This is a genomic window from Clostridium sp. DL-VIII, from assembly GCF_000230835.1.
Taxonomy (GTDB): Bacteria; Bacillota; Clostridia; order Clostridiales; family Clostridiaceae; genus Clostridium.
This window is the reverse complement of record NZ_CM001240.1, coordinates 4,249,477-4,269,639: the sequence shown is the minus strand read 5'-3', so window position 1 is coordinate 4,269,639 and position 20,163 is coordinate 4,249,477. Positions and strand designations below refer to the sequence as shown.

Annotated in this window: 23 protein-coding genes and 1 pseudogene; 19 read left to right on the top strand and 5 right to left on the bottom strand. The window is 29.0% G+C overall.

All coding sequences use genetic code 11. The annotated features are described in order from the left end of the window. The first annotated feature begins 205 nt into the window (after positions 1 to 205). The 10 genes from CDLVIII_RS19710 (at position 206) to CDLVIII_RS19665 (ending at position 7,955) form a co-directional block, all read left to right on the top strand. A complete protein-coding gene (locus tag CDLVIII_RS19710) occupies positions 206 to 1,180 on the top strand; it encodes a GIY-YIG nuclease family protein (protein WP_009171235.1) in 975 nt (324 codons plus the stop codon). A gap of 192 nt (positions 1,181 to 1,372) precedes the next feature. Further along, positions 1,373 to 1,939: a flavodoxin family protein gene (locus CDLVIII_RS19705; protein WP_009171234.1), complete on the top strand. Its 567-nt coding sequence runs from the start codon at positions 1,373 to 1,375 to the stop codon at positions 1,937 to 1,939. Between the two features lie 241 nt (positions 1,940 to 2,180). Then, a complete protein-coding gene (locus CDLVIII_RS19700; protein WP_009171233.1) occupies positions 2,181 to 2,678 on the top strand; it encodes an NUDIX hydrolase in 498 nt (165 codons plus the stop codon). A gap of 35 nt (positions 2,679 to 2,713) precedes the next feature. Further along, positions 2,714 to 3,544, top strand: a complete 831-nt coding sequence (locus CDLVIII_RS19695; protein WP_009171232.1) for a peptide transporter — start codon at positions 2,714 to 2,716, stop codon at positions 3,542 to 3,544. A 124-nt stretch (positions 3,545 to 3,668) separates the two neighbouring features. After that, a complete protein-coding gene (locus tag CDLVIII_RS19690; RefSeq protein ID WP_009171231.1) occupies positions 3,669 to 4,178 on the top strand; it encodes a 2'-5' RNA ligase family protein in 510 nt (169 codons plus the stop codon). Positions 4,179 to 4,279: 101 nt separating this feature from the next. Continuing rightward, positions 4,280 to 4,810, top strand: a complete 531-nt coding sequence (locus CDLVIII_RS19685; RefSeq protein ID WP_009171230.1) for an AAA family ATPase — start codon at positions 4,280 to 4,282, stop codon at positions 4,808 to 4,810. 263 nt (positions 4,811 to 5,073) lie between these two features. Further along, positions 5,074 to 5,964 (top strand): HNH endonuclease, encoded by an 891-nt coding sequence (locus CDLVIII_RS19680; protein WP_009171229.1) that lies wholly within the window; start codon positions 5,074 to 5,076, stop codon positions 5,962 to 5,964. A 143-nt stretch (positions 5,965 to 6,107) separates the two neighbouring features. Continuing rightward, positions 6,108 to 6,605 carry an NUDIX hydrolase gene (locus tag CDLVIII_RS19675; RefSeq protein WP_009171228.1) on the top strand — a complete coding sequence of 166 codons (498 nt, stop codon included), beginning with the start codon at positions 6,108 to 6,110 and terminating at the stop codon, positions 6,603 to 6,605. 22 nt (positions 6,606 to 6,627) lie between these two features. Further along, the gene (locus CDLVIII_RS19670; RefSeq protein WP_009171227.1) at positions 6,628 to 7,155 is read left to right on the top strand and encodes a GNAT family N-acetyltransferase; all 528 of its coding nucleotides are present in this window, start codon (positions 6,628 to 6,630) and stop codon (positions 7,153 to 7,155) included. A 29-nt stretch (positions 7,156 to 7,184) separates the two neighbouring features. Beyond that, positions 7,185 to 7,955: a class I SAM-dependent methyltransferase gene (locus CDLVIII_RS19665; RefSeq protein WP_009171226.1), complete on the top strand. Its 771-nt coding sequence runs from the start codon at positions 7,185 to 7,187 to the stop codon at positions 7,953 to 7,955. An 89-nt stretch (positions 7,956 to 8,044) separates the two neighbouring features. Here CDLVIII_RS19665 and CDLVIII_RS19660 read toward each other — a convergent pair whose 3' ends face one another. After that, entirely contained in the window at positions 8,045 to 8,539 is a 495-nt protein-coding gene (locus CDLVIII_RS19660) for a hypothetical protein (RefSeq protein ID WP_009171225.1), read from the bottom strand. 619 nt (positions 8,540 to 9,158) lie between these two features. Here CDLVIII_RS19660 and CDLVIII_RS19655 point away from each other — a divergent pair. The 3 genes from CDLVIII_RS19655 to CDLVIII_RS19645 all read left to right on the top strand — a co-directional run bounded on the left by CDLVIII_RS19655 (position 9,159) and on the right by CDLVIII_RS19645 (position 11,787). Beyond that, entirely contained in the window at positions 9,159 to 9,485 is a 327-nt protein-coding gene (locus CDLVIII_RS19655) for a metalloregulator ArsR/SmtB family transcription factor (protein ID WP_242835768.1), read from the top strand. Between the two features lie 299 nt (positions 9,486 to 9,784). After that, positions 9,785 to 10,783, top strand: a complete 999-nt coding sequence (locus CDLVIII_RS19650) for an NADH:flavin oxidoreductase (RefSeq protein ID WP_009171223.1) — start codon at positions 9,785 to 9,787, stop codon at positions 10,781 to 10,783. 257 nt (positions 10,784 to 11,040) lie between these two features. Further along, entirely contained in the window at positions 11,041 to 11,787 is a 747-nt protein-coding gene (locus tag CDLVIII_RS19645; protein ID WP_009171222.1) for an alpha/beta hydrolase, read from the top strand. A gap of 337 nt (positions 11,788 to 12,124) precedes the next feature. On the opposite strand, the gene CDLVIII_RS19640 is transcribed toward CDLVIII_RS19645, so the two are convergent. Further along, the gene (locus CDLVIII_RS19640) at positions 12,125 to 12,436 is read right to left on the bottom strand and encodes a hypothetical protein (protein WP_009171221.1); all 312 of its coding nucleotides are present in this window, start codon (positions 12,434 to 12,436) and stop codon (positions 12,125 to 12,127) included. Positions 12,437 to 12,525: 89 nt separating this feature from the next. Here CDLVIII_RS19640 and CDLVIII_RS19635 point away from each other — a divergent pair, with 89 nt between their 5' ends. The 4 genes and pseudogenes from CDLVIII_RS19635 (at position 12,526) to CDLVIII_RS19620 (ending at position 14,917) form a co-directional block, all read left to right on the top strand. Next, a complete protein-coding gene (locus CDLVIII_RS19635; protein WP_009171220.1) occupies positions 12,526 to 12,777 on the top strand; it encodes a hypothetical protein in 252 nt (83 codons plus the stop codon). A gap of 200 nt (positions 12,778 to 12,977) precedes the next feature. Next, positions 12,978 to 13,595: an HAD-IA family hydrolase gene (locus CDLVIII_RS19630; protein WP_009171219.1), complete on the top strand. Its 618-nt coding sequence runs from the start codon at positions 12,978 to 12,980 to the stop codon at positions 13,593 to 13,595. 264 nt (positions 13,596 to 13,859) lie between these two features. Beyond that, the gene (locus CDLVIII_RS19625; protein WP_009171218.1) at positions 13,860 to 14,420 is read left to right on the top strand and encodes a hypothetical protein; all 561 of its coding nucleotides are present in this window, start codon (positions 13,860 to 13,862) and stop codon (positions 14,418 to 14,420) included. A gap of 87 nt (positions 14,421 to 14,507) precedes the next feature. After that, positions 14,508 to 14,917: pseudogene (locus CDLVIII_RS19620) on the top strand (VOC family protein). A gap of 109 nt (positions 14,918 to 15,026) precedes the next feature. On the opposite strand, the gene CDLVIII_RS19615 reads toward CDLVIII_RS19620, so the two are convergent. From CDLVIII_RS19615 to CDLVIII_RS19605, 3 genes are all read right to left on the bottom strand, one after another. Next, positions 15,027 to 15,377, bottom strand: coding sequence for a thiol reductase thioredoxin (locus CDLVIII_RS19615; RefSeq protein ID WP_009171216.1), 351 nt, complete (start codon positions 15,375 to 15,377; stop codon positions 15,027 to 15,029). A gap of 585 nt (positions 15,378 to 15,962) precedes the next feature. Further along, complete coding sequence (locus CDLVIII_RS19610) at positions 15,963 to 17,408, bottom strand: serine hydrolase (protein ID WP_009171215.1); 1,446 nt, start codon at positions 17,406 to 17,408, stop codon at positions 15,963 to 15,965. 31 nt (positions 17,409 to 17,439) lie between these two features. Further along, on the bottom strand, positions 17,440 to 17,988 hold the full coding sequence (locus CDLVIII_RS19605) for a MarR family transcriptional regulator (protein ID WP_009171214.1): 549 nt from the start codon (positions 17,986 to 17,988) through the stop codon (positions 17,440 to 17,442). A 290-nt stretch (positions 17,989 to 18,278) separates the two neighbouring features. Between CDLVIII_RS19605 and CDLVIII_RS19600 the strand changes: the two genes are divergently transcribed. Both CDLVIII_RS19600 and CDLVIII_RS19595 read left to right on the top strand, forming a co-directional pair. Continuing rightward, positions 18,279 to 18,872 carry an MBL fold metallo-hydrolase gene (locus tag CDLVIII_RS19600; RefSeq protein ID WP_009171213.1) on the top strand — a complete coding sequence of 198 codons (594 nt, stop codon included), beginning with the start codon at positions 18,279 to 18,281 and terminating at the stop codon, positions 18,870 to 18,872. A 177-nt stretch (positions 18,873 to 19,049) separates the two neighbouring features. Further along, positions 19,050 to 19,877 carry a methyl-accepting chemotaxis protein gene (locus CDLVIII_RS19595; protein WP_009171212.1) on the top strand — a complete coding sequence of 276 codons (828 nt, stop codon included), beginning with the start codon at positions 19,050 to 19,052 and terminating at the stop codon, positions 19,875 to 19,877. Positions 19,878 to 20,163: the final 286 nt, after the last annotated feature.

The following is a 20,163-nucleotide window of genomic DNA, read 5'->3' as shown; positions in this document are numbered from 1 at the left end:
CGTGCTATGGTGATTCTAATTAGGCTAATAATACGAAGTCAAGATTTGGGGTGGAAAATAGAAATTGTTCTTTGAGCATTGATTAGTATAGTATTTTGAAAATATGTTGTAAGGATTAATTGAGAGAAAAATAGTGATTTTTCCGTTGAAATATAAGTTGAAAATGGCATATATCATTGAAAAAAAGATTGTAAAGGGGGATATTATGGCTTGTTTTATTGTTACTTATAATATGAAGGAGCGTGGATTGTCGACTCTATTCAAACACAAAATTTTTACTGTAAAAGCAGAAGAAAGGAATGAGTGGGATTATTCAAATTTACAACAATACTTGGGTGATTATGAATTGTCTGTTTCAAATGATGTGTTTAAAAAATATAAGGGGAACGAAGAAATAGAGGTAATTCTAAAAGAGATGTTGGCGGATAAATGCCACTTTAAGGTAGATAACAACAAATCATCTAAATACAATGGAAAAAAGCAATATATTAGATGCACAATACCAGTGTACATATTAGGATTTTTTAAGAAGCTGTTTATTAGTACGCTTGTATTTGATGCAGAAGATATGGATATTCCAGAAAATGAGTCAATTACATTTAGATTTGATACTAATAATAAAACTGTGACTATTGCTGAATTAGATATATATATTCCAAACAACAATCCATACTTTATCTATGCGAGGAATGCCGCTAGTTCATTATCTGTGGAGGCAATTGGATTAGAGGATTACTGTATTGAAAATACAAAGGATGTTAAGGATTTTTATAATTTTAACCAAATGTCCAAGTGGAAAGATATTAAACAATTAAAGAATGAGAATAGTATAGAGGATAAGTCGGGCATTTACATGCTCTATGATGAGAAGAGTAATACTTTTTATGTAGGAAAAGCAATAAGACTAAAGGATAGAATGCTTCAACATATGAATAATGCAGCTGGCAACGATCCAATTCCAGGTTTTACACATTACAGATATAGTGTTATTTCAGGAGAGTATTATGAATTTCTTTATTTAATTGAAAATGCAGCTATACATGATGCAGCATGGATCATAAACATGCCAAAGGCAACCAAATTTACGCCATCACTATCTGAAGAATGCTCAAAAATTGGGATAAGCCTAAATGACTGCAATGTGGTAAACACACAAGAACATCAAACTAGGAAACAATAGTATGAGAACAGGAAACTTCCAAACTGTCAAGAATTCTGATTTCTAAAGTGAATGAAGAGATAAAGAAAAGAAGCTGATGAAGAAAACAGATAAATTCCAATTTCGTAGAGTTATCGATTGCTATTGATGCGGTGAACAAGCATTAATAGAATTCAAATTCTTATTATTCATATAATTTAGCGAGGTGAAGAAATGAAGGTTTTAGGAATCAATAGTAGCTCAAGAAAAGATGGAAATACAGCATTGATTATGAAGATTGTTTTTGAGGAATTAGAAAAGGAAGGGATTGAAACAGAAATGATTCAATTCTCTGGAAATATAATTGAACCATGCAAAGGGTGTTTTGCATGTAAAGGAAAGAACAATTGTGTTTTTAAGAAAGATATGTTTTATGAATGTTTTGAAAAAATGAAGTTAGCAGATGGCATAATTTTAGGTTCTCCAGTGTATTCAGCAGATGTAACAGCAAACATGAAAGCTTTTTTAGAAAGAGCAGGAGTTGTTGTTGCAACAAATCCAGGTTTACTTAAACATAAGGTTGGAGCTTCTATATCTGCGGTTCGTAGAGGTGGCGGGATGACAGCAGTAGATACAATGAATCATTTTTTATTAAACAAAGAAATTATTATAGCTGGTTCTACATATTGGAATATGGTTTATGGAAAAGATGTAGGTGATGTATATAAAGATGAAGAAGGAATTAAAAATATGCAGAATCTAGGTCAAAATATGGTGTGGATTTTAAAGAAAATTTATTAATAAAGCTGATAGAGAATCAAAAAAACAACCCCATGAATTTGATGAATATACTGTTTGTGTTTCTGGACAATATAATATATAGAAGTATTTAAAGCCATAGAACATGTTTTAAATACTGATGATGAACTTTTAGTACATAAGGGAACACCACATCATGGTAGATGTATTTCAGGTACTAGGACAAGTCATGTTTTTGGTGGGAAAAGGATTCGGACTGATTGTAATTTGAAAGGATAGAGCTATGGAATTATGGGATGCATATAATGAAAAGGAAATAAAAGTAGGAATTGATTTAATTAGAGGTGAGAAAATAGATGAAGGCTTATTTCATGCAGTAGTTGTAATTATTGTTTGTCATGAGGATGGAACCTATCTATTAATGCAACGAGATTGGAATAAATCAAAGTTCCCAGGTTTATGGGAAGCAGGTGCTAGTGGATGCGTTTTAAAAAGTGAGAGTTTTTTAGAAGCGGCAAAAAGAGAATTACTTGAGGAAACAGGAATTGTCTCTGAAGAGCCTAAGTTGATTTATAGTATTATTAATGCAGAGGTGAATGCATTTTTCAAAGTATTTTTATGTACTTGTAATATTGATAAAAATAATATTGTACTCCCAAAAGGTGAAACCATTGATTTTAGATGGGTTTCTTCAAAAGAATTAATTAATTTTATAGATTCCGAATATTTCATAAATCCATCTCCAAAAGAATTAAAACAATATGTTATGTCTAATCAATAAATTATAATTTGTAGATGAGTTGAAGGTGATAACTTATGAAGAGTTTAGTTAGGCTAAGAGAATATAGTAGAGAGGATGTTCAAGGAATATTCCATATTGCTGATGAATTACAAAGTGGAAAGTATAAGGACTTTTTAAATGGTAAGACAATAGTTATGTTCTTTCCAGATTTAAGCATAAGAACAAGAATTACGTTTGAAAAAGGAATATATTTATTGGGGGGGCAAACTATACTATTTCCACCTTCAGCATTGGATAAGAAAGAAAAAATTGAAGATGTCATAGGATATTTAAATAATTGGACTGATGGTTTAATTATACGCTACAAAGATATTTCCGTTATTGATGAAATAATAAGGTATGCTAATTTTCCAGTAATCAATGCTATGACAGATATAAATCATCCTTGTGAGATGTTAGCTGATATGTATGGTTTATCTAAAATAAGGGAGGACTTTACCAAAGAAAATTATCTATTTGTAGGAGCAAACGGAAATGTTGGATTAGCATGGAAAGAAGCATCTGAACTAATGGATTTTTCATTAACACAAAGTAGTCCAAGTGGATATAAAATATCTGGTGTTAATCATATAATTGACTTAAAAAGTGCTATTGTTGGTAAAGATATTATTTGCACGGATTCGTTAGGCTCTGACATATTAAAAGATTTCTCTGAGCACCAAGTTACATTAGAAATAATGGAGAATGCAAATAAAAATGCAATATTAAATCCTTGCCCTCCATTTTATAGAGGAGAAGAAGTTTCTAAGGATGTAATAGAAAGTAAGTATTTTGTTGGATATTCTTTCAAAAAATATCTATTAGAGATACAACAAGCAATAATAATATATAGTATGTTAAGCTAAACAAATTCCAATTTGTATAACTGAAAAAAATAGTCATAATTATTGATGGATTTAATGAATAATGGTATTTTTTTGCGAAGCAAATAGAATTATAAGGTATGAAAATTTTGTTAGGAGTGATTTTATGAAAAGGGCAATTATTTTATTTCCAAGTTTTGATAACATTAACATTATTAATAGGATAAGAGAAAAATATGACCCACTTGCAAACTGTATTGGACCACATATCACTATTGTTTTTCCATTTGATAGTGATATATCAATAGATGACTTGAAGTCGCATTTTAATAAGGTATTAAAAGGAACAAAAAGGTTTAATGTTCAATTAAAGCATTTTACAGGGGACTATAGAGATGGGTATTTGTTTCTTAATGTTAAGAAAGGAAATGACAATATAATTGAACTACATGATAAATTATACAGTGGAATATTAGAGCGTTTTTTATTAAGAAAAATAACGTATTGCCCTCACTTAACAGTTGGTAGATTACATCAACAAATTGAGTTTGATAAAGCCCTTGATGAACTAAGTTGTTATGATGAAAGTTTTGAAATCGTAATTGATAAGATATCTGTAGAAAATATTGATGACATTGAACATTCTACTATCGAATTCTCATTTGACTTAGATTGAATTTAGGAAATGTTTCACAATATTCTCAAAAAACATATCAGTAAATAACTATGAAGTAGTATGAAAATTGTAATTTGAAGAATTCTAGGGAGATTTTGAATATGTTAAATGGAATAATTATTATGGGGCTGAACGGGAGTGGCAAATCAACTATTTGTCACGAACTTGCAGACTTATTGAATTATGGACGTATGGATGTTGAAGACTATTATTTTCTTGATTCTGACATACCTTATGACAAAAGCCGTACACATGAAGAGGTTAAGCAGTTAATGCTTGACGATATAAAAATTTATCACAACTATGTGCTCTCATCTGTTGGGTGTAATTGGGGTTCGGAGATTGTTTCTACGTATAAGTTGGCAATTCTTCTTTATGCTCCACTTCAAGTGAGATTAGATAGAATAAAACAACGTGAGATAACTCGTTTTGGGAATAGGGTATTAGAGGGGGGAGATATGTATGAATCTCAACAACGATTCCATGATATGGTTGCATCCCGTTCTGCAGAGGATATAAAACAGCAGGCATGTTCGCTCACCTGCCCAGTATTAGAGATAAATGCGATACAGCCTGTGAAAGAGATTCTTGGTTTGATTTACAGCTACTATTTGAATATGCTTGAGGAATAACTCACCGACAAATTTCAATTTGTAGAGTTATCAATTGCAATTGATGTGAAGAACAAATATTAATAGAATTAAAATTTCCATTATTCATAAAATCATGCTTTACGATTATAAAAAAATACATTTGCTTATTTTGTTATTCTTAAACAGTAAAGTGGTTGCAATGATTAAGCAGGAGTTTAAAAATATATTACGAATTTAAATCTTACAGAGTACGATAAACTAATTAAGATAAATATTTTATAGCTAAAAATTGGAGGAACAGTATGACTGAAAAAATATGTAGAATTATTGATGGTGAATATCACTGCGATATTGATATAACTACTGAGGAATGGAAGCAATTGTTAGTTAATCCTAAAGTTTTTGATGATAAAAGCAAAGAAGCTATAAGGAAATGGTACATAGAACCTGGATATTCTGCAACTTGCAGTTACATAGGTAAAAAATATAATGAGCATAGCATGAGTGCTAATGGAATTATAAATGGTCTGGCGGGAAGAGTACAAAAAGAACTTGGGCGTTTTGAGGTTAAAGGAATAGGTGATATAGCTAAAGGAACAAGATTTATTGTAGTGATGAAAAGCAAACAAATTAATACAAAACCAAAGACTTGGGAATGGACACTAAGAGAAGAACTTGTACAGGCTATTGAGGAATTAAATATATTTTCAGATGATAGTTATTCAGATGATGACCTTATTTCAGATATTAGTAAAAGCGATATTTCTTTGGATACCACATATTTTGAATATATAGGTAAATCTAAAAATAAAAAAAATCCTGTTTGTATCCAAAATAAATATGTTTATCCTAGAAGCCGCAGGGTATCAATAAATGCGCTGCGGCATGCAAATTACAAATGTGAATTTGATAATACTCATTCAACATTTCTTAGAAAAAACTCAAACTTAAACTATACAGAACCTCATCATTTAGTACCACTCACTTATTACAAAAATTTTGAAGTATCTTTAGACGTTGAAGAAAATATTGTTTCTTTATGCTGTAATTGTCACAAACAAATACACTTAGGACAAGGATTTGAAGCAATGATTGAAAAACTATATGATGAACGGAAAGATTTATTAAAAAAGGTTGATATAGATATCTCTTTAAATGAATTGATTAAATTATATAAAAATAATAAATGCTAAAATTGAATAATGGAATTTAAAGTATAAGCAAGTATTTAATTAAAAAATAGTCTTAGCTAAAAACAAGAGTGAAAGCAGTCAGATGAATTATATTATAAATAAAATACAATTTCTAACTGATTGTAATTTGAAAGGATAGAGCTATGGAGTTATGGGATGCGTATAATGAAAATGAAGTAAAAGTAGGAATTGACTTGATTAGAGGTGAGAAAATAGATGAAGGCTTATTTCATGCAGTAGTTGTAATTATTGTTTATCATGAGGATGGAACTTATCTATTAATGCAACGAGATTGGAATAAACAAAAATTCCCGGGTTTATGGGAAGCAGGTGCTAGTGGATGCGTTTTAAAAAGTGAGAGTTTTTTAGAAGCGGCAAAAAGAGAATTACTTGAGGAAACAGGAATTGTCTCTGAAGAGCTTAAGTTGATTTATAGTATTATTAATGCAGAGGTGAATGCATTTTTCAAAGTATTTTTATGTACTTGTAATATTGATAAAAATAATATTGTACTCCAAAAAGGTGAAACCATTGATTTTAGATGGGTATCTTCAAAAGAATTAATTAATTTTATAGATTCAGAATATTTCATAAATCCATCTCCAAAAGAATTAAAACAATATGTTATGTCTAATCAATAAATTATAATTTGTAGGTGATTTTATGGAAAAGTTGATATTAAAGAAAGTAGCAATAGAATATGGCGATGATATATTTTCGTATAAGAATGAATTTATTTATAATAATGAATCAATGGATGGAACAGGTTTCTTAAGAAATTCTAATTCACCACAAGAATATATTGAAAAATCATTATTAAATGAAACAGAGGAAGTAGATGGAAGAAAAGTTACATCTACACAATTTTTAGCAATTAGAGAAAGTGATAATCGTATTGTGGGAATGATACAAATAAGGCATTTTCTAAATGAGTATCTTTTACAATATGGTGGACATATAGGGTATTCTGTAAGAAAGTCTGAAAGAAGCAAAGGATATGCAAAAGAAGAATTAAGACAAGCATTAATTTATTGTAAGGACATATTACATATTAATAGAGTTTTATTAACTTGCGATAACGATAATTTCGCTTCTCAGAAAACTATTTTATCAAAAGGAGGAAAAAAAGAAAATGAAGTATTAATTAAAGAAGAAAATTGTGTTATTGAACGATATTGGATAGATTTATAAATTATAATTTATGAGGGAGAAGTTATTACATGGAAAATAAAGATATTATACAAAATAATAAAACATATTGGGATACAAATGCGGATTTATGGTTTGGAACTACAGCTCTTCCTGAATATGGGGTTAAATTTGTAACAGAAGATGACTTACACTTATTTGGAGATGTGTCAGGCAAAAAAATGTTAGAAATTTGTTGTGGAAGCGGTCATTCATTAAAATACAATGCAGATAGAAATGCTGCTGAATTATGGGGGGTGGATTTATCACATAAGCAAATTGAAAATGCCAAAGCATATCTAAAAGAAAATGGATACACAGCAAAGTTTATATGTGCACCTATGGAATCAGACCTTAATATTCCAACAAATTATTTTGATTATGTATATTCAATATATGGAATTGGCTGGACAACAGATTTGCAAGGTACCTTTAACAAAATAGCTTCGTATCTGAAAAAGGATGGAATATTTATATTTAGTTGGCATCATACTTTGAATTATTGTGTGGCATGGTCTTGCAATCAACGGAAAGATATTATAGAGAACAATCAATTGATTTTTAATAGGAGCTATTTAGATGAATCGTATTTTACAATGCCAGTCCATGATAGCGAGATTGTTCTTTGCAACCGAAAAATATCAACATATATAAATGCATTAGCTAGGGCAGGCTTTGTTATTGAACAAATGATTGAGGAAACAGACCAGAAAATTATAGAATCTGTTGAAGACGATAGTGATAAGGCTAGGAAGGCAAGAATGCTTCCAATTTCGGTATGCTTCAAAGCTAGAAAGCTATAGCGAAGGTATTTGCAGATTCCAACTTGTAGAGCCAGCTATAAGAATTATAGAGGAAGATTAAGTTATAAATACTTAACCTGCCTTTATTTTTATTCCTTAAGATTATTTTTTAGATACTCATAATAATAGCGGATAGCTTCATCAACAATGGTATTTAAATATACATTGTCATCGTTATGGATAACTTTTATTTTACTTAAGATACGGACGGTTGAGCGCCTTAAGGTATAACTTCTTACCATATCAAAGGCTTCACCATCAACAGAAGGGGTTCTGCCATTTGGATTAGATTTTTGAGTTCTATGGTCTAAAATATCATCTTTATGAGCAGCGTTATTATAAGAATTATCATTAGTTGAGATTACTTTAGCAGGAGTGATAGATGAGGCGCTAGCAGAACTTGAATTTGTAAAAACTTCAATGGGTTCATCAGACGAGTCAAAAGAAAAAGATCTTAAAAGCTCGCCTTCAATTTTTGCCTCACCATCACAAAATTCACTTACATCTAGTTCTTCATCTTCATTAATGCTAAAGTCATCTTTAACTTGATCTTTACTTTTTGATTTTTTTGTAGTTATGTTCATTAATAAAGCCTCCTTATTTATTTTTAAATATGCATCAATGGAAATAATAGTGTGTAATTAAATTATCCTTAACAGATTTAATTACCTTATATAATAGAAATATGCAAATATAAAAATATATAAATACTTAAATAGAAAAAAATTAAAATTTTTTCATATTTTTAAATATTCATAGGTTCATATAAAGCTATAAAAATTTGAAAATATGTTTGAATATTTCTAGGTAAGTTTGTTTATAGGAACATATTTAGCAAGGAATATATGTACAAAGAAAAGAATTTTAATATGAAAATAGGTAAATATATAAATATTTATAGGAAACATGCGGGTTTGAAGAGCATGGGTACAATCTAACATTTAGACACTTTTAGCGAAGTTTTCATATTCAACGAGAACAAATATGTATCAGATTTCGGTTAATATGCACATAGGTTTAGGTTCAAAGTTGGATATCTATAATTACTGGAGGTTTACGTGAACCAAAGAGTTATTATACTTAAAACATGATGTTAACGGAAGCATTTTCATGTGATAAAGTCAAGAAATATTTAGATATTGCATTTTACAAAAAACATATGATACTATTAATCTAGTTATAAAAGTAGATTCATTAAAAGGAATGAAAACAATGGATGCAGTAAAGATTTTTAAAGCACTAGGGAATGAAACTAGATTAAATATATTATTATGGTTAAAAGATCCAAAGAAAAATTTTGATCCACAAATACATTTATCAGTAATGGATGATTTTAAAGGTGGTGTGTGTGTAGGTTCCATAAGAAAGACAGCTGGATTAAGTCAATCAACTATATCTGGATTTTTATCAATATTAGAAGAAGCACAGCTCATAGAATCACGAAATATTGGTCAGTATACATATTACCGAAGAAATGAAAAAACCTTAAAGGAAATATCTAAATGGATTAAAATTGAGTTGGAAGAATAAAGTAAGAGTAATAAATAAATTGGCAGAATCTGCTGGAATTTTATTTATTACTCTTTTTGATTTTCATTGCATTAAAAGTTTTGATGTGTTAATCTGTATTTGGCGATTTAATTAATCGGTATTTATAGATTAATTAAAATGTTAACTATAGATTAAAATTAAATAAGGTAAGAATTTTTAAAAAAGGTATTCATTAAAAATTTACATGAAGACTAATTACAAAACTTTCATAAGCTACACTTTAGATTGTAATTTGATAATAAGTATTAAAATAAACAAAAAAGGGAGACGTGATAAAAATGTCATATGTACTTAAAAGCTTAGAAAACTGTAAATTAAAATTAAATAATAGATTGGTGTTTCCGCCTATGGCAACTGCAAAATCAGATAATGGAATAGTGAGTCAGAGCTTATTAGATTATTATGATGAGAAATCTAAAGGTGGATATATGTCTTTAATTGTTATAGAACATAGTTATATAACACCTCAAGGTAGAGCTAGTAAAGGACAGCTTTCTATAGCAGAGGATTGCAATATGGAAGGTTTGAAAAAATTAGCTGAGGTTATTCATAAAAATGGTTCTAAAGCAATAATGCAGATTAACCATGCAGGAAGTGCAACCAATATAGAGATTACAGAAGGCTATGAGAGTGTAGGACCTTCAGCTATAATTAATCCACGTGCAAAGTCAGATATTCCTAAAGAACTTAATAAAGACGAAATAAAAGAAATAATTGAAGCTTTTAAAGTAGCAGCTAAGCGTGTAAAAGATGCAGGTTTTGATGGAGTAGAAATACATTCTGCTCATGCATATCTTCTAAATCAATTTTATTCTCCGCTAACAAATAAGAGAACTGATGAATATGGAGGCGATGTATTAGGCAGAATAAGAATTCATTTAGAAGTAATAAAAGCTGTAAAAGAAGCTGTAGGCAGTGATTTCCCAATTCTTCTTAGACTAGGAGCTTGTGATTATACAAAAGGTGGAACAACAATAGAAGATAGCAAAATAGCAGCCTTAGAATTCCAAAAAGCAGGAATAGATATATTAGATATATCAGGAGGATTTTGTGGTTATATTGCTCCAGGCAGAGATAATGAGCAAGGATATTTTTCTGAAATTACAGAGGCAATTAAGGAAGTTATATCAATCCCAGTTATACTAACAGGGGGAATAACTAAAATAGAAGCCGCAGAGAAGTTAATTTCTTCAGGCAAAGCTGATCTTATAGGGGTAGGAAGAGCAGTTTTTAAGGATTCAATGTGGGCAAAAAATGCAATTGAAAGCATTAAATAAACGTATATGTAAAATTATAAAGTGAAGTTCTTTTAATAGGAACTTCACTTTTTTTGTTTAATTTCCAAATGTGTTATAATTAACCAAAGAATAAATTGTATAATAGTAATTTACTGTAATTTAATACGTTATGAGAAAGGTGGTATTAGTATGGGGATTTTTAATAGACTTTAATAGTCTATATGCAAGAGTGATTATTAATTCTCCCGTGTAGACTATATAGAAAATTTACTATGTTTATTACTGGGAGGTAAAAAATGTCTTATTTTAAATATCAAAATTTTAATATTTACTACAGAGTATATGGTGAAGGAAAACCTTTAGTTATGATACATGGGGATACAGCGTCCTCAAAAATGTTTATGACAGAATTAAAATTCTATTCTAAAAACTTTAAGGTGATTTTGCTAGACTTAGTAGGTCAGGGAAAGTCTCAAAGAGTAAGTGAATTGCCATTAAATTATTGGCAATTTAATGGGATGTTAATTAATGAATTATGTAAATATATAGGAATTGGGGATGTTAACCTTTTAGGTACAAGCGGTGGAGCTATTATAGCTTTAAATGCTGTGTTGGCGAATCCAAGCTTATTTAATAAAATAATTTTGGATAGTTTTATGGGAGAAAATTTACAATATGAATTTGCTGAAAAAATTTTATATGATAGAAAAATAGCAAAAAGTAAGCTAAGCTCAAAATTATTTTGGTTTATGATGCATGGCTCTGATTGGGAAAATGTTATTGACCAAAATACAAATTTAATTATGAATTTTGCAAGAGATATAGGCAATTTTTTTGAGTATGATCTTAAAAATATAAAAAATGATACCTTAATTACAGGAAGTTTGAAAGATGATTTAATACCTAATATTGAAAATATATTAAAAAGCATTAATTCAAAAATAGAGAATTCTAAATTAGTTGTTTTTAAGAATGGAAATCATCCGGCTATGTTTAGCAATAAAAAAGAGTTTAGAAATTTAGTATTAAACTTTTTGAAGTAAATTATAATGAATTTCAACAATATATATAAACATTATTCGTAAATTTGAAATTGCGATTAAAAAAATAACTTAGTACTCAAAGACTTACGTAAAATATAATAAAGAGTAACACATCAAAAGGGGGAGATGAGTGTTACTCTTTATTATTACATTTATTTAATAGGGTCAATATTTATGAAAAAAAATTATTATCAACTTTGTAACTTTATTATAATTGGCTAATGTGTCAAAATAATGACAAATTTAAATCTAAATTATAATATGTAGATTGGACGTAGTAAGGCAATGTAAAAATTTGGTGGTGAACTATAAAAAAGATACCATAATGGTATCTTTTTTATAGTTCACCACCAATAATTATAATTATAGAACCGTCAGTAAGTGGTTTAAGAAGATAATTTGCGGAGTTTGCTTCCAAACGTAGGAATTCTTGCATCAGTTCGTCTGAATCAAAAATAATAAGAATTGCTTTACCAGTAGGAGAAGTATTTCTAACATTGTAGGAAATATTAGTTAATAATTCAGTATCTTTAACCTTATATAATCCTTGGGTAAAGGATTTAGCTTCAGGGGCTGCAAAAGCTAATATGATATTTGAGTTAAGTGATAGAAATAAAAAAATAGACAAAATAGCAATAAATCTTTTCATTATTTTGACCACCTTAAAATTTATTTTATTAAACATTAGTATGTGAACTTAAAGAATAAATATTCAAGATGTAGAAGGAGCGAATTTATATGAAAGCAAATAAAAAAACATTAATGGCAATTAAGAAATTTTTAGACGAGGAACAAGAATTTTGGGATTTAGATGAATTTAAAAGTGAATTGGTTGTCAAAACAAATCTTTTAAAGCATGAAAGTATTGGAGAACATAACTTATCACTTGATGAATGTGGAATAGAATGGGATGGACAAGAGATTTGTAATTTACAAGATTTTATAGACGATTATACCAGCAAATTTATTGAGGCATATGCAATGTATTAGATTCATTTGTTGGTGAAGATATTAGTTATTATTTTGAAGATGAAGAGTAATGCATAAGCTGTAGATTTGATGTAGTAAATTATAGAAATGTTCTTTGAAAATTGAATAATACGGTATTTACAAAATATGCTATAATTAAGACAGAATAGTAAATTATGATGAAACAATGATTATTTATATAATGAGAAGTGGAGGATAATATGATTAAAGCAATATTATTTGATTTTGATGGTGTACTAACGACTGATGCAACTGGTTCACTGTCGATATGTAATTACATTTGTAAGAAAACTGGCTTAGATATAGAAAAATTTGAAAACGAGTATTATAAATATAATGATGATCTTTTATACGGGAAAATTAATCATGAAGAAATATGGGAAAAATTGTGTAAAGAACTAAATTCTAAAATTGATATAAATATATTATATGAATCCTTTATAAATACCCCTATAGATGTGCAAATGATAGCATTTATAGATGAACTGAAACAGCAAAATTATAAAATTGGCATGGTTACTGATAACAAGAAAGACCGTATAGATGACATTGTCAAATACTATGATTGGAATAAAATATTTGATTCAATCACTGTTTCAGCCGAAATTGGTTCAGGAAAAGATTATAATGAAATTTTTGTAAAAACTATAGAGTGCTTGAATGTAAGTGCTGATGAATGTGTATTCATTGACAATCAAGAAAAGAACCTTATTATTCCTAAAAGCATGGGAATGACCGTTGTTTATTTTGACCATGAAAAAAGAAATTATGAAAAACTTATTAAAGAATTTAAAAATTTATCAATCAATATTACATAAGACGAGCATAATATACGCAACATTCTTCGGTTATGAATCAATAAAGTTAAATAACAAATTGTAAAATTGCATTATTCAAGAAAATGAATTTACGATTTTTTTAATACACAATTCTAATGATAGATGCATAACTAATGAATTTACAATATATTCGTTGTAAATTAATAATATGATGTTTACAATTTATGTTATAATTGGTCAATGATAAAATAATTATAACAATCATTAATGCGAGTGATATAGCGAGAGGAGATGTCTATTATAATGAGATCATATATTTCTCAACCTAAAGGTAGTATGAGTTGCGGTGCATATTCAATTGCTTACTATTTATGGCAGACCGGTAAAGCTCAATGTATAAATGATAGAACTTTTGTTGCTGATATTTATAAAAAAATACAAGTTGGTTCAAATAATATTGGTATTCACGAAGCTTATTCAAATCCAGAAAAAATGTCCAAGGAATTAAGTGATAATTGGAATTCACATTCCTATGTATGTATATTATCCGACAGTCCACTTAGGAAACTTGCAAAGGGGCTTAACATATCTGGAGTAGATATAAATGTTCTTGATAATGTTAAGTCATGTGTTAATAAATATGCAATTATTTTGTGTAGCTCGGAAAAGTCTGCTCGAGCATTACACTATATACTTATTAAATATGAGGATAATACGTTTAAAATGTTAAATTCATCGGCTATCTATGGTAATGGCATTGATAATGTGGTTTGGGAAAATTTTATTATTGAATCTAATGGAAAACTTAAATTAGAGCGAGACACTCCATACATATATACAGATGCAGGAATTCTTATAGAGTAGTTTCCTAAACAAGGAAACTAAAATTTCTTTAAAGTTAATTGTAAGCTAATCAGCGTGTGAATTCTAATGGAATAAGGAGGAGAAATAATGGTTCAATCAGTTGTGCATATTGCTTTAGTAGTAAAAGATTATGATGAGGCAATTGAGTTCTATACAAAGAAACTTCATTTTACATTAGTAGAAGATACATATCAACCTGAGCAACAGAAAAGATGGGTAGTAGTATCGCCACCAAGTTCAAATGGAACAACAATATTACTGGCAAGAGCATCTAAGCCAGAGCAAGAGCCTTTTATAGGAAATCAAGCAGGAGGAAGAGTTTTTCTTTTCTTAGGAACTGATGATTTTTGGCGTGATTATAATGAAATGAAAAAAATAGGAATAGAATTTGTTAGGGAGCCTAAAGAACAGTAGCAGTATTTAAAGATTTATACGGGAACTTATGGGATTTGGTTGAGTTCAATGAAAATCATCCAATGTTTAAAAGAGTTAAATAAATGTTATGAATAACTTTTATTTAACTTTTAAATATGCATCAATGGAAATCAGAGTGTGTAATTAAATTATCCTTAACAAATTTAATTACCTTATATAATAATCGATTATTTATTTTAACAGATCTAATATTTCGTCCTCTGGAATTGAAGAATCGCAACGAACTTCTATTTCTCTATTTTTACTAACAATAAATCCTGGTACAGTTACAATATTATATTTTTCTCTAAATGAGTTAAGAGAGTTATCTGAAAAATCAGCACTATCCACATAGTAAATAGTTGTGTTAATTTTACTAGTCAAGCCACTTAATTTTTTAGCAAATTTACGGCAGAATGGGCATGTTTCACGACCAATATAAACAACAGCGAAGTCTTCATTAGATAATAATTCGTCTGCTTTTGTAGAAGTAACTTTTTTGAATAACTTTACATCTTCTTCGTAGCTATCTTTTTCAAACATTTGTATCCTCCTTGTTTTTTATAATATTATATCAAAGCAAAGTCATTAAATCAATTTATGTTCTCCTTAAAACTAAACTGTATTGATATAGTATAATCAATAAAAGAATGAATATATGTAAATCTTTTAGAAAAGATTCAGTATTTATATAGATAAACAAATTATAAATTTACTTAATATATAGAATAATTATCTCTATGTATGTTGTAATAATAAAATTACATTTAAAACATTTGCAGGCTAAGTAAATAGCAGAATATAAAATGTAAAAAGATAATTGCAACATATATATTTAAGTTAAACTTGTGTGTATCTATACTAGAAATCATATATATTTTTGTGAAGCAGGCATGTGAAATTGAGCTGCTTAAGGTTCTTAGTGGAAGGTTGTTCCATTTACTGCTTGTCTTGAACTTGCTTCGGGAACATGCAGTAATGGGTACATCCTTCCACTTAGAATCTTCCAGCGAAAATTTCACAAGTCCTGAGGAATAAAAATATATGTGATTTCGGTAAGCTACCACATAAGTTTAATTTTAAAGCTAGATATCTATATTAATGTTACATGTGATGTTTATAGTATTCTTATTTACATTTCATAAACAAAATTTCTTTTACAGCCTCCTCAAAAGGTATTGAAACACTTTTAATATTTCCTGTGCTATCATAATTAAAGGTCACATCAATCAAGGAGGATTCCATCACTATCATGGTAAAAATGTCATAGCATTTATGATTAAGTGTAGATTCCATATTATTATAAATTAATTTCAAGCTATTATCTTTCACTTCGATTTTTAAAGAACCATATCCTGGATTTTCATATATACCTTTATATTCTTCAAGGGAGTGGGACGGAGATAAGTTTTCTTTTTTAGAGATTTTTGTAGGTTTAGTAGCAGATTTCATTGCTTTTAACATCGTTTCAGCTTCAGCTTGTAGTTTTTCACTAAAATCACTATGGTCATATCCTAAAAGCTTGTCATATATATGGTATGCTATAGGCATTGCACAGACAGGATTATTTAAATTAGTAAGAATAACTACGCCAATATTCTCATCTGGAAGAAAGCTTGTATAGGAGCAAAATCCATCTATATTTCCGCCGTGGTTAACATGTTTTCTTCCTCTATAGGCTTCAACAAACCAGCCTAAGCCATAAGATGAAAATTGTAATTCATCAAACTTTAAAGGGATTAGCTCACAAGGGAGTTGAGGTGAATGTAACTCGCTTATAGTTTTTTCAGATATAATCTGTTTTCCGTTTACTTTACCTTTATTTAAATGAAGGTTAAGCCATTTTAACATATCAGTCAAATTTGAATTCATAGAACCAGCAGGAGCAACAGCATCTAGTTTTCTAAAGTCTATTTCATTAATTTCTTCACCTTTTTGTGCATAGGGCTTACTGTAATCAGAAGACTTTTTTGAAACATCCACTGAGAAATTTGTGCTGTTCATACCAAGAGGCTCAAGAATTCTTGATTTCACAAATTCTTCCCAGGTTATTCCTGTAACTAGTTCAACAAGGTAGCCAGCTGTAGCATACATCAAATTGTTATATTGCCATGTTTCTCTGAAATCTTTACTAAATTCCAAGTATTTAATTCTATCTACCAGCTCTTTTCTGCTTAAAGAAGGGTTGGTATACCATAAAATATCATGTCTAGGCAATCCAGAACGATGGCAAAGCATGTCCCTTAATGTAAGATGTTCCTCAGCATATTTATTTTGCATTTCAAAACTAGGCATATATTTTTTTATAGGGGTATCAAGATCAAGTTTACCTTCATCTACTAATATACCTATTGATAGTGAGGTAAAAGATTTACTTGCAGAACCTATAGCAAATAAAGTATCTTCTGTGACATTCAAATTTTTGTTGACATCACTAAGGCCTAATCCATTGCAGTATATTAATTCATCATTTTTAATAATACCTACTGCCATTCCAGGGATTCTCCATTTCTTCATGTATTCAGATAAGAAATCATCAAGATCTTGAAAGTTATTAGATATATAATTTTTCATAATACTATACCATCCTTATTTATTAAATTTTTTATTTTCTTTCATTTCTTGTTCTTTCAAATTCGTTTAATGCTCTCTTTTGTATTTCTTGTGTATCCTTACCCATGTCAAATTCAGCTTCTTCTTCAAAACCGTCTTGTTCTTCGCCATCAAATCTATATAATTTCTTTAATAGCGTCCATAAGATTTCCATTTCCTCAATGGAAAAGCCTTTAGAAAGCATACCAAAGAACTCCATCGATTTTTCGGCACCTATCATCATGGCATCTGTTCCAGCTTTAGTAATCTTTACATTAACTGCACGTTTATCATATTGGCTTGGTACAGTAAGGACATATCCTTTGCTCTCTAAATTAGTAATTAATTGTTTTACACTCTGTTTTGTTGTACCTAGTTTTTTAGCAATATTATTTAGAGTTGTCTCATTTTCAGGCAAATGGATAATAGCAACCATTGCCATAAGCTGTCTGCTAGTTAAAGGCTCACAATATTCATCACCTTTAATTTGAATTTTATTAGTGAGCGAAAACAAAGTTGCGTATATTTGTTGTATTAAAAAAAGCGCTTTATAGTTATCCATAAAATATCTCCTCCTTAGTTGGACAATATACTGTCTAAAATTACGATAGCATATTATTCCAATGTAGTCAATATACTGTCTATTTATTTCTATTAAAATGTTAAAATTATCGCCAAGTGAATCAGATAGACTTATCATCAGATGAAGATGGTTATTGACTTTACAGGAGAAAAGTAATAAGGTTTTATCTATACAATTTAATCTTGAGTTACTTGCAGCTAGTCTCGAGTTTTATACAAAATTACAGAAATATTACTTTAAATATAGTTGTAAATGGATGGTGGTTTAAAATGGCAAAATTATTTTATCAAGGACATGGAAGTTTTAGAATTGTAACAGACAATAAAACTGTTATTTATGTGGATCCATATGCAGGAGAAGGATATGAACTTCCTGCAGATATTATATTGGTTACACATGAACATGGGGATCATGCAAACGTGGAATTAATTACTCAAAAAGAAGATTGCAAAATTCTAAGGGCAGAATCTATGCTTATAAATGGAGAATATAAGAATGTAACTATCGAAAATATAGAAATAGAAGCAGTTCCAGCTTATAACAAAAATCATGATATAAATGAATGTGTAGGTTATTTAATTAAAACTGATGGTGTGAAAATTTATGCAGCAGGGGATACTTCAACAACAGAATATATGAAAACAAATTTGTGTAATGAAAATATAGATTATGCGCTATTACCATGCGATGGTTTTTACAATATGGATGTAAAAGAAGCAGAAAAGTGTGCAGAAATAATAAAGGCTAAATACGCGATACCAATTCATACAAAACCTGGTGAATTATTTGATATAGAGGTAGCTGAAAAATTCCAGCCTTCAAATAGATTAATAGTAAAAGCTGGAGAAGAAATAAAATTATAATGATAATTATTAGATAGTTTAAAAGATAATGACATTAGGCATTTTAAATAAATTTTAACTTTAGCTTTAACTTTCCTTATGCATGTACTATAATTGTAACGGCTATTTAATATATAAATAGATAATTTCAAAATAACATATTAAATAGTATTATATACATACAAGGTGGTATTTTAAATGTTAAAAAATGATTTTGGAAGTAGTGCATTATATAGTATTTATGATGCAATTCCATATATTGAGACTTTCTTTGATAATGATATTGAAATAATGTTAACAGACAGAGAGAAGGTATTATATTACAAAGGAAGCAAGGAAATACAGTTTGATATTAAAGAAGGAGATCCTGCCGGAGATTTTGTTGTAAAGGCTATGAATGCTGGGAAAACTTTAATTGAAGTAATTCCTGAAGATTTCTTAGGTGTAGCCTTTAAATCATATATGATTCCAATAAAGGAAGAAGATAAGGTTGTAGGTTCAATTGCTATTGGTAGAAGTTTATCTAAGAAAAATTCAGTAACTAATATTACAGAAACATTAATTGGATCAATATCAGAAATATCGGGTGGAATATGTGATATTTCTGCAGGCTTTCAAGAATTAGCAGGCATGAATTCAGAAATAGTTAATGAAACAAATAATGCTAATGAAATGGCCAATCATACAGATCAAATAGTTGGATTTATAAAGGGAATTGCTTCCCAAACAAATCTATTGGGATTAAATGCTGCAATTGAAGCTGCAAGAGCGGGAGAACAAGGAAAAGGCTTCAATGTTGTCGCAAAGGAAATTAGAAAATTATCAAGTGAATCCAATCAGTCTATAGGAAAGATTGAAACAGTAATAAGAGACATATCAAGTGCTGTAAAAACAATAAATAACAAAGTGATTAATGTTAATAATATATCAGATAAACAATTAGCAGCCATAGAAAAAATAACAGGTTCAATTGAAAATTTAGAATCTACTGCAAAATTGTTAAGTAAATTATCTGAAGAATTATAATTGCTGATATTATATGGAGATTCTAATTAAATCCATACATTTTAATGGACTCTGTAAGGATTTAAACTGCAATTTGCTATAGATCATATAAACAATTGTATTTTGTTAATTGCAGCATGTATATTAATTTTTTCGTAAAGTAAATATGAAAACAAAAAGGATATTTTGGTGATTATCAAAATATCCTTTTTATATATTCAAATTGTAAAATAAAAATCTTAGTTATTAAAAAAATTTATTTGTGATATAATAAGCATAAAAAATTTCGAATTTTATCCATTGGTGG

Coding starts and splice junctions, on each gene's coding strand:
- CDLVIII_RS19710 (WP_009171235.1), top strand. CDS start 206: ATGGCTTGTTTTATTGTTACTTATAATATGAAGGAGCGTGGATTGTCG.
- CDLVIII_RS19705 (WP_009171234.1), top strand. CDS start 1,373: ATGAAGGTTTTAGGAATCAATAGTAGCTCAAGAAAAGATGGAAATACA.
- CDLVIII_RS19700 (WP_009171233.1), top strand. CDS start 2,181: ATGGAATTATGGGATGCATATAATGAAAAGGAAATAAAAGTAGGAATT.
- CDLVIII_RS19695 (WP_009171232.1), top strand. CDS start 2,714: ATGAAGAGTTTAGTTAGGCTAAGAGAATATAGTAGAGAGGATGTTCAA.
- CDLVIII_RS19690 (WP_009171231.1), top strand. CDS start 3,669: ATGAAAAGGGCAATTATTTTATTTCCAAGTTTTGATAACATTAACATT.
- CDLVIII_RS19685 (WP_009171230.1), top strand. CDS start 4,280: ATGTTAAATGGAATAATTATTATGGGGCTGAACGGGAGTGGCAAATCA.
- CDLVIII_RS19680 (WP_009171229.1), top strand. CDS start 5,074: ATGACTGAAAAAATATGTAGAATTATTGATGGTGAATATCACTGCGAT.
- CDLVIII_RS19675 (WP_009171228.1), top strand. CDS start 6,108: ATGGAGTTATGGGATGCGTATAATGAAAATGAAGTAAAAGTAGGAATT.
- CDLVIII_RS19670 (WP_009171227.1), top strand. CDS start 6,628: ATGGAAAAGTTGATATTAAAGAAAGTAGCAATAGAATATGGCGATGAT.
- CDLVIII_RS19665 (WP_009171226.1), top strand. CDS start 7,185: ATGGAAAATAAAGATATTATACAAAATAATAAAACATATTGGGATACA.
- CDLVIII_RS19660 (WP_009171225.1), bottom strand. CDS start 8,539: ATGAACATAACTACAAAAAAATCAAAAAGTAAAGATCAAGTTAAAGAT.
- CDLVIII_RS19655 (WP_242835768.1), top strand. CDS start 9,159: ATGAAAACAATGGATGCAGTAAAGATTTTTAAAGCACTAGGGAATGAA.
- CDLVIII_RS19650 (WP_009171223.1), top strand. CDS start 9,785: ATGTCATATGTACTTAAAAGCTTAGAAAACTGTAAATTAAAATTAAAT.
- CDLVIII_RS19645 (WP_009171222.1), top strand. CDS start 11,041: ATGTCTTATTTTAAATATCAAAATTTTAATATTTACTACAGAGTATAT.
- CDLVIII_RS19640 (WP_009171221.1), bottom strand. CDS start 12,436: ATGAAAAGATTTATTGCTATTTTGTCTATTTTTTTATTTCTATCACTT.
- CDLVIII_RS19635 (WP_009171220.1), top strand. CDS start 12,526: ATGAAAGCAAATAAAAAAACATTAATGGCAATTAAGAAATTTTTAGAC.
- CDLVIII_RS19630 (WP_009171219.1), top strand. CDS start 12,978: ATGATTAAAGCAATATTATTTGATTTTGATGGTGTACTAACGACTGAT.
- CDLVIII_RS19625 (WP_009171218.1), top strand. CDS start 13,860: ATGAGATCATATATTTCTCAACCTAAAGGTAGTATGAGTTGCGGTGCA.
- CDLVIII_RS19615 (WP_009171216.1), bottom strand. CDS start 15,377: ATGTTTGAAAAAGATAGCTACGAAGAAGATGTAAAGTTATTCAAAAAA.
- CDLVIII_RS19610 (WP_009171215.1), bottom strand. CDS start 17,408: ATGAAAAATTATATATCTAATAACTTTCAAGATCTTGATGATTTCTTA.
- CDLVIII_RS19605 (WP_009171214.1), bottom strand. CDS start 17,988: ATGGATAACTATAAAGCGCTTTTTTTAATACAACAAATATACGCAACT.
- CDLVIII_RS19600 (WP_009171213.1), top strand. CDS start 18,279: ATGGCAAAATTATTTTATCAAGGACATGGAAGTTTTAGAATTGTAACA.
- CDLVIII_RS19595 (WP_009171212.1), top strand. CDS start 19,050: ATGTTAAAAAATGATTTTGGAAGTAGTGCATTATATAGTATTTATGAT.